At 64.4% G+C, this 1,807-nt stretch carries 1 protein-coding gene; it reads left to right on the top strand.

Annotation, left to right across the window (positions count from 1 at the left end):
- A partial coding sequence (locus tag ACIPUG_RS21375) for a condensation domain-containing protein (protein WP_400340111.1) occupies nt 1-1,807 on the top strand: 1,807 nt, incomplete at both ends.

Raw genomic sequence — 1,807 nt, 5'->3', positions numbered from 1 at the left:
CGCCTCGCTGGCGGACTACATGATCCCGTCCGCCTTTGTCACGCTCGACGCCCTGCCGCTCACCCCGAACGGCAAGCTCGACCGTCAGGCCCTGCCCGTTCCGGATCAGACCGCCTTTGCCACCCGCGACTATGAAGCGCCGCAGGGCAACATCGAAATCATGCTGGCCGCGCTCTGGCAGGACCTGCTAGGCCTGGAGCGTGTCGGTCGTCACGATCGGTTCTTCGCCCTCGGCGGCCACTCGCTGCTGGCGGTGCAGCTTCTGAACCGCCTGGACAAAGCCGGCATAAGCGTCCCACTGGCCACCCTGTTTGCGCACCCGACGCTGTGCGATCTGGCGGCGGCCATCAGCGGTCTGACCCACGCGGCACCGTCCACGCTGCCCGTGGCCGACCGCACCCAGCCCCTGCCGCTGTCGTTTGCCCAGCAGCGGCTGTGGTTCCTGGCCCAGCTCGATCCAGCCGCCAGTCAGGCCTATCACCTGCCCGCCGCGCTGCGCCTTAGCGGCCAGCTTGACCGCCCGGCGCTCACAGCCGCGCTCGACGGACTCATGGCCCGTCACGAAAGTCTGCGTACCCGTTTTACCTCCCTCGACGGGCAGCCCGCCCAGCAGATTTCCCCAGATACGCTCGGCTTCAGCCTCGCCTGCCATGACTTGCGTGAGTTGGACGAGGAGGCCCGCACCACTCGCGTGGCAGAACTGGCCGAACAGGAAGCGCGGGCACCTTTCGATCTGACACAGGGGCCGCTGATCCGTGGTCAATTGCTGCAGTTGGATGATGACACCCATGTGCTGCTGCTGACCCAGCACCACATTATCTCCGACGGCTGGTCCATCGGCATTCTGGCACGCGAGCTGGCCGCGCTGTATCAGGCCGCCAGAGAGGGACACGACGCCCAGTTGCCTCCGCTGCCGGTCCAGTACGCCGACTACGCCGTCTGGCAACGTCAGTGGCTGCAGGGGGAGACGCTCGACAATCTGCGGGACTACTGGCGTCGTCAGTTGGAAAGCGCACCGGCGCTGCTGACGCTGCCGACCGACCGGCCCCGACCGTCGGTACAGCGCTATGCGGGCGATCAGGTTCCCTTCCATCTGGATGCGGGACAGCTGCGTCGCCTGCATACCCTGAGCCAGCAGCAGGGCACGACCCTGTTTATGACGCTGCTGGCCGCCTGGTCGGTGGTGCTATCCCGCCTCAGCGGGCAGGACGATATCGTTATCGGCACCCCAGTCGCCAACCGCCCCCGCCAGGAACTGGAGGGCATGGTCGGCTTCTTCGTCAATACGCTGGCGTTGCGCGCCGAGCCGGGACGCTGTCACTCCGTCGCGGATCTGCTCGATCAGGTACGCGAGCGGGCGCTGGACGCCTACGCCCATCAGGCCCTGCCGTTTGAACAAGTGGTTGAGGTGCTGCAACCCGTTCGCAACCTCAGCTACAGCCCGCTCTTTCAGGTGATGCTGTCGCTGAACAATACCCCGACACAGGCCCTGACGCTGCCCGGCCTTGAGCTCTCTGTCGTTGAGCGTCCGCTGAACCGCACCCACTTTGATCTGTCGCTATCGCTGATTGAGACAGAAAACGGTCTCGACGGCGGATTGATCTATGCCACCGATCTGTTCGAGCGGGATACCATCATTCGTGTGGTGGGTTATGTAGAAAATATCCTGATGGCAATGGCCGACGATGTGATGCAGCCGCTTAATTCGCTGCCCATGCTGCCGGAAGCCGAACGCCAGCAGGTGCTGGTCGATTTTAACGCCACCGAGGCCGACTTCCCGCGTGAGACGCTAATTCAGCAACAGTTT

Origin of the sequence: Pectobacterium sp. CHL-2024, assembly GCF_044751765.1 — a bacterium.
Lineage (GTDB): Bacteria > Pseudomonadota > Gammaproteobacteria > Enterobacterales > Enterobacteriaceae > Pectobacterium > Pectobacterium brasiliense.
This window is presented reverse-complemented; position numbering and strand designations above follow the sequence as displayed.